This is a genomic window from Mesorhizobium sp., from assembly GCF_004962245.1.
In the GTDB taxonomy this organism is placed as follows: Bacteria; Pseudomonadota; Alphaproteobacteria; order Rhizobiales; family Rhizobiaceae; genus Mesorhizobium.
Genome location: NZ_SUHQ01000001.1, coordinates 1 through 6538, shown reverse-complemented (window position 1 = coordinate 6538; position 6538 = coordinate 1). Strand labels below are relative to the sequence as shown.

The 6538-nt window shown below is 59.8% G+C and carries 7 protein-coding genes and 1 pseudogene; 6 read left to right on the top strand and 2 right to left on the bottom strand.

Annotated features, from left to right (window positions below; genetic code table 11):
* Positions 1-89: pseudogene (locus E5X88_RS00040) on the bottom strand (DUF3572 domain-containing protein); the annotation flags it as partial.
* 248 nt (positions 90-337) lie between these two features.
* Between E5X88_RS00040 and E5X88_RS00035 the strand changes: the two are divergent.
* The 4 genes from E5X88_RS00035 (at position 338) to E5X88_RS00020 (ending at position 4181) form a co-directional block, all read left to right on the top strand.
* Entirely contained in the window at positions 338-694 is a 357-nt protein-coding gene (locus E5X88_RS00035) for a response regulator (protein WP_281035461.1), read from the top strand.
* A 31-nt stretch (positions 695-725) separates the two neighbouring features.
* Positions 726-2099, top strand: a complete 1374-nt coding sequence (locus E5X88_RS00030; RefSeq protein ID WP_292156990.1) for a PleD family two-component system response regulator — start codon at positions 726-728, stop codon at positions 2097-2099.
* A 468-nt stretch (positions 2100-2567) separates the two neighbouring features.
* Entirely contained in the window at positions 2568-3764 is a 1197-nt protein-coding gene (locus E5X88_RS00025) for a site-specific integrase (protein WP_292156988.1), read from the top strand.
* A gap of 204 nt (positions 3765-3968) precedes the next feature.
* Positions 3969-4181: an AlpA family transcriptional regulator gene (locus tag E5X88_RS00020; protein WP_292156986.1), complete on the top strand. Its 213-nt coding sequence runs from the start codon at positions 3969-3971 to the stop codon at positions 4179-4181.
* Positions 4182-4291: 110 nt separating this feature from the next.
* On the opposite strand, the gene E5X88_RS00015 is transcribed toward E5X88_RS00020, so the two are convergent.
* Complete coding sequence (locus tag E5X88_RS00015) at positions 4292-4564, bottom strand: type II toxin-antitoxin system HicB family antitoxin (RefSeq protein ID WP_292156984.1); 273 nt, start codon at positions 4562-4564, stop codon at positions 4292-4294.
* A 94-nt stretch (positions 4565-4658) separates the two neighbouring features.
* Between E5X88_RS00015 and E5X88_RS00010 the strand changes: the two genes are divergently transcribed.
* Together E5X88_RS00010 and E5X88_RS00005 are read left to right on the top strand one after the other, a co-directional pair.
* Positions 4659-4916 carry a hypothetical protein gene (locus E5X88_RS00010; RefSeq protein ID WP_292156982.1) on the top strand — a complete coding sequence of 86 codons (258 nt, stop codon included), beginning with the start codon at positions 4659-4661 and terminating at the stop codon, positions 4914-4916.
* Positions 4897-6486, top strand: a complete 1590-nt coding sequence (locus E5X88_RS00005; protein WP_292156980.1) for an AAA family ATPase — start codon at positions 4897-4899, stop codon at positions 6484-6486. The genes E5X88_RS00010 and E5X88_RS00005 overlap by 20 nt, the downstream gene beginning before the upstream one ends.
* Positions 6487-6538 lie beyond the last annotated feature (52 nt).

Below are 6538 nucleotides of genomic sequence, written 5' to 3'. Positions count from 1 at the left end.
GGCAGAAGTTCCGGATCGGCGGCGACGAAGCCCAGTGCCTTCACGGCAATGGTTTCCGCTTCCTCGCGCATTGACGCTGCGTTTGCCATCACTACCTTCTTGTGCGGTGGAATGAGTCTCTTTTGGCAGTAATCGCAAGCGTCGCCTGCGGCAAGCCATCTCCCTCTGCAATGCGGTGTTCGAGGTGAAATCCGAAGCTTTTCCGGCAGCCGGTTTCCGTTTCGTCAATTATATTGCCGTAGAGTCGAGCAGGGTTTGATGTGTGCCGCGAGGGCGCATGACGGCAACCTTCGAGCGGAAGGCAGGCCGGGACGGGAAATCGATGCCTAAGAAGGTCATGATCGTCGAGGACAACGAGCTCAACATGAAGCTCTTTCGGGACCTCATCGAAGCGAGTGGTTACGAGACGGTCCGCACGCGCAACGGCCTTGAAGCGTTGGATCTGGCGCGACTGCACAGGCCGGACCTCATTTTGATGGACATCCAGCTGCCCGAAGTGTCGGGGCTGGAAGTGACCAAATGGCTGAAGGAGGACGATGACCTCCATGTCATCCCGGTCATTGCCGTCACCGCCTTCGCGATGAAGGGCGATGAGGAGCGCATCCGCCAGGGTGGCTGCGAGGCCTATATTTCCAAGCCGATCTCGGTGCCGCGTTTCATCGAAACCATCAAATCCTACCTGGGCGACGCCTGATGCGTCCTTCCAGCCGAGCCGGAGCTTTATGATGACTGCACGGGTCCTCGTCGTCGACGATATCCCTGCCAATGTGAGGCTGCTCGAGGTCCGGCTGCTTGCCGAATATTTCGAGGTGCTGACCGCTACCAATGGGCTGGACGCGATCGAGACTTGCGAAAACGGCAAGGTCGACGTCGTGCTGCTCGACGTGATGATGCCCGATATGGACGGGTTCGAGGTCTGCCGGCGGCTGAAGAGCGATCCGGCGACGTCGCACATCCCCGTCGTCATGATCACCGCGCTCGACCAGGTTTCGGACCGGGTGCGCGGCCTCGAGGCCGGGGCCGACGATTTCCTGACCAAGCCTGTCAACGATCTGCAATTGATGACGCGCGTCAAAAGCCTGGTCAGGCTGAAGACGTTGACCGACGAGTTGCGCCTGCGCGCCTCGACCACGCGCAACATCGGCATCGAGGAGCTTTTGAGCCGCAACTTCACTTCCGAAGACACCACACCCAAAGTCCTGCTGATCGACGAGCGCAAACCCTCCTTCGAGCGCGTCCAGAAAATGCTGCGCGGCAGCGCCGACCTCGACATCGCCACCGATCCGCATGCCGGCTTCTTCCAGGCCGCCGAGACGCCCTATGAATGCGTGATGATCTCGACGGCCTTTGCCGATTTCGATCCGCTCAGGCTCTGCTCGCAACTGCGTTCGCTCGATCGCACCCGTTTCCTGCCGATCATCCTTCTGGCGCAGGAGGGCGAGGAGGAGCGCATCATCCGCGGCCTCGAACTCGGCATCAATGACTACCTGATGCGGCCGATCGACCAGCAGGAGCTGACCGCCCGGCTGCGCACGCAAGTGCGCCGCAAGCGCTATAACGACCAGCTCCGCGCCAGCGTCACTCAGACCATCGAGATGGCGGTGACCGATGCCCTGACGGGACTGCACAACCGCCGCTACCTCGACAGCCATCTGCAGACCTTGTTCGATCGCGCCGTGGCGCGGCGGCGGCCGCTGTCGGTGATGATCACCGACCTCGACCGCTTCAAGACCGTCAACGACACGCATGGCCATGATGGCGGCGATGACGTGCTGCGCGAATTCGCGCGGCGGCTGCGCAAGAATGTGCGCGGCATCGATCTCGCCTGCCGCTTCGGTGGCGAGGAGTTCGTCGTGGTCATGCCGGACACGGATGGCGCGGTCGCTGAAAAGGTCGCGGAGCGCATTCGTGCGGAAATCGCCCAGATGCCGTTTGCCGTCGGCCACGCGGGCGAGACGATCGAGGTTACCGTCAGCGTCGGCGTTTCTTCGGTGCTGAAGGGCTTGGACTCGGTTGCCGGGCTGATGAAACGCGCCGACCTCGCGCTCTACGAGGCCAAGAGCGCCGGCCGCAACCGGGTGGTCGCCAAGGCGGCGTAGCGCCGATTATCCAGTCAGTGCGACAGGGTTACGAATTTACCTTAATGCAAGTGATTCGCCGACTTGGTTAAGAAATTGTTGATTTTCATAAACCGTTGCGCAAATGTGAGGTCAGTGACGGAACCGGCGCGAGGGTAGACGCCGGGTCAATCCGAAAGATGCCCCATGATTCAGGTCCGCCGCATCTCCTGGGTCCGTGGGGTCGGCCGGCCGGCGCTGGCACATAGTGGCCTCCTCGTACCGCTGCCAAAGCCGGCCGGCCCCCTTTTTCGAAAGGACGTCAGGATCAAGCACCGGAAATGCCGGTCCTTTCAGTCCTTGAATACAAAAACGCCGCCCAAGAGGCGGAAAATATCCCTTTTGAATCAATAAGAAATCTCGGCAAGTCATTGTGATTGCTGCCGAAGTGTACGCTATGGATATCATGGTTATCCATGGTATACACCTCTGTCGGTTATGAAAGAGGTTATGCTGGCTGTGCGAAACAAACTCACCGATACGTTCCTAAAGACACGCACCGAACCAGGCGTTTACGGCGACGGGGAGGGCCTCTGGCTGCGTGTTCACGCAGGCGGCACAAAGTCTTGGCTGTTCATCTACAAACGCGCTGGGCGGCGGCGAGAAATCGGAATGGGTGCATACGGCGCGGGCATCGCGCAAGTTACCTTGGCGCAGGCGAGAGCGAAGGCAGATGAGTTCCGCAAGATGCTGGCGGAGGATTTGGATCCTTACACTGAAAACCAGAAACGCAAGGCATCGCGGTTCAACACATTCGGCATGGTCGCCGACGACTTCCTGAATTCCAAATCATCCGAATGGACTCCCAAGACGGCTGACGATTGGAGATTGCATCTCACCAGCCACGCGGCAGGCCTCCGTAATATCGCAATTGGCAACGTCGACACGGAACTTGTCGAGCGCACCTTGCTGAAGTTTTGGGACTCGGCGCCAGCGACCGGCCAGCGGTTGCGCGGACGCATCGAGGCCGTTCTTGATTACGCCACGTCGAAGCGATTGCGCAGCGGTGACAACCCGAGCCGGTGGGCTGGTCATCTGGAGCACATCCTGCCTGCCGCTAGCCGCGTTACTGGCGCCAATCATGCAGCCATGCCCTACGCCGACGTGCCTGCTTTCATGAAGAGGTTAGCGATGGACACGAGCGCGGCGGCAAGGGCGCTTCGGCTTACTATTCTTACCGCCGTCCGCACCGACGAGGCGAGAAGCGCGAAGTGGTCAGAAATTGACCTGGACGCCGCACTATGGACGATCCCAGCCGCGCGGACGAAGACGGGAAAAATACACAGCGTGCCGCTGGCCGAGCAGGTTGTTGCGTTATTGCGTGCCGTGCCAAGACGCGACGAATGTCCGTTTGTTTTCGAGGGCACCAAACGCGGCAGGCCGACAGGCGGGACGATCGGAAACGCGGCTTTGCGGGTTTTGCTCGCCGATATGGAGCAGGGTGGGGCGACTGTTCATGGGTTCAGGTCGGCATTCAAAGATTGGGCAACGGAAGAAACCGACCACCCAGGCGCTATCGCCGAAATGTGTTTGGGACATCTCGTCGGCACGGCTGTCGAACGGGCGTACCGGCGCGGCGAAGCGCTGAAAAAGCGGAAGGCACTGATGGACGACTGGGCTGCGTACTGTGCCAACGGCACCAAGTAGCCTATGCCAGACTTGTTCACTTAGCCACTGAACCATATATCATCCATAGCAGCAACTCGGCGCTGCCGCGCGGCTCTTTGGTCCGCCTGCAGGATGACCAGACCAGCATCCCGCCGATCCCAGTGTGGACGGTGACGTAACCTCCCAGATTTCAAATCAACACTTGAACCGCGTCCGGATTCCGTCCGTTCGCGAGGAGGAACCATGAACGATAACTCGCCCACACTTGTGTCCTTGAATGACGCAGCGAAGATGACCAGCCTGTCGCGCACAATGGTCAATAGGTATCGGTCGGAAGGTCGCTTCCCGTCCGCAATTCCACTCGGGGACCGGCGCGTGGCGTTTGTGCGTTCTGAGGTGATTAACTGGATTCAGGCACGCATTGATGCGGCGCGCTCGTCGAGGGTCGCAGCATGAAGCCCTTCAGCGAAATGACCATGGCCCGATCTACGACGCCGAGATGTCAGCCGTCCGGTCGGCGCATGAAGGTTAAGAGGGAAGGCGTCCAGCCAATGAAGGCCGTCGGCTTACATTTCGACAAGCTTTGCGCCGCCCGCTAGTCGTACCTTTACCTCCGGATCGTTGAGCAGTTCATCAACGGTGCGGGGATCCGGTGCGGGGATGTCTTCGGCTTCACGATAATCGAGCCAGGCCGCGACGGCATCAAAGCCGTCACGCAGAGCATCGACTGCTGTCGGCCCGACGGCGGCACAAGCAGGTGCGTCAGGGAACCAAACCCGCCACCCGCCAGGTTGGCCGTCAATGATTGGGACGTATCGGGTAGCTCGCATCTCCTTCATCTATCGCCCTAAGCAAACCATGACAAATCAAAGAGCCGCACCTACCGGCCAGTACTGCCGCCCTCGGGTGGATTGGAAACGGGAACAACCTACCTTGAAAATCTTATCGATAAGACCGGAGCCGCCTGGCATCGGCTGCCGAACGCTTGCGCGCTTTGACCTTCAACTGGTCGACGGCGTGCGGCTCTATAATCTGAAGCTGACCGAAAAGCCGGGCGGGCATCGACGCGTCTTTGCGCCGTCCGCCTTCGGCAGTGCTGCCGCAACGTTCACTACTGAAATCGCCGAACAGATCGTGCGCGCTGCGAGCGACGCATTGGGAGAGAAGCCGCATGAACGTACCGCAGCCTGATTCCAACTCATGGGAAATGACGTCATTCGAATTGCCGGCCGGCTTTAGCGAAGGGGACGGCGCTAAGCCTACCGTCGACTTCGTCACCGTGGATACGCGTGAGCACGCGCTAGAGTGCGTGATCGATTATGCAGACCACCTCTATGGCGACATCATTCTTGTGCCGTTTGTCGACGGCCAGCCGGACTGGCCAAACACCACCCGCGACACCATAGAAAAGTTCTCTGGCCACTGGACCGAACTCGAACCAGAAGACGTTCCGCGGCTCGGCGTTCTTACGGATAGCTTCGCGCGATTTTTGGGCGATGGCGATGACGTCTCAGTCGTAACGCTGTGGAATAGCGGCACGCCGGAAGTGCGCCAGATCGAGGGCAATGATTTCCCCCTTGCGCCCTATGTCATTACCGAGGCCATCATTGATGACGAGCCGCTTACGGTGAAGTTCGAAAAGGTATGGCAATCAAAAGAGCCTCCGAAGGCCGCAAACGACAACACATTTCCAGTAATCAATCCAGCCGACTGGCATGGCCTGCCCGTGCCGCGGCGTGAGTGGTTTGCAGAGGGTCTTATCCCGATGCGCCAGGTGACGATCCTGAATGGCGATGGCGGCACCGGCAAATCCTTGCTGGCCCTGCAGATAAGTGCCGCATCCGCCTTGTCCGTCGACACACTTGGGCTCGAGCCGCTTGCAGGCAAGGTGCTCTACCTTGGAGCGGAGGACGAAGCCGATGAGTTTCACCGCCGCCTGGCCGACATCGTGGCTCATCACAAGATGGGCATGTCGGACCTGTGGCGCTTCCGCCTTTTGCCTTTTGCCGACATGGACGCGCTGCTTGCCGTGCCGAACAGGGCTGGCGTGATGGAGCCGACTCCGCTGTGGCGCGGCGTTGCAAACTACGCCCGAGAACATCGACCTGGGCTGATAGTTCTTGACACCGCTGCAGACCTCTATGGCGGCGACGAGATCAAGCGCGCTCAGGTTCGACAGTTCATCGGCATGTTGCGAAAGCTTGCCATGGAGATCGATTGCGCCATTGTCATGCTGGCGCACCCGTCCGTTGACGGCATGCGATCGGGGACCGGCTCATCAGGCTCAACAGCCTGGAACAACTCGGTTCGCTCACGGATCTACCTGACCACGGAAAGCGGAGATGGCGCCGACTCCGACGTGCGAATTCTCACCACCATGAAGGCGAACTACGGCAAGAAAGGCAACGTACTGCGGATTCGCTGGCAGGATGGCGTCTTTGTATTGGATGACGGCAAGCCAACTGCGGCGGCAAGCCTGCTGAACAAGCGCGCCGACGAGCTTTTCCGAAGTCTGCTTTCCGCAGCCAATCGATCTGGCATACGCGTGGCGCCGACAAGAGGTGTGAACTACGCACCCACCGTGTTGTCAGAGCGTCCTGATGCGGATGGGTTCACCAAGAAGCAGTTCGAGGCGGCTATGCAACGGTTGCTGGCTGAGGGAATAATCAAGGTCGTTTGGGAAGGCCCGCCATCGAAACAGCGGCAGCGGCTTATCGTGGCAGCGGAGGATTTCGGGCCAGAATCAGAGGTGGAAGATTGATGTTCCACCCAACCTTCCACCCCCTACCACCCCACTACCACCCCCCCTGTTC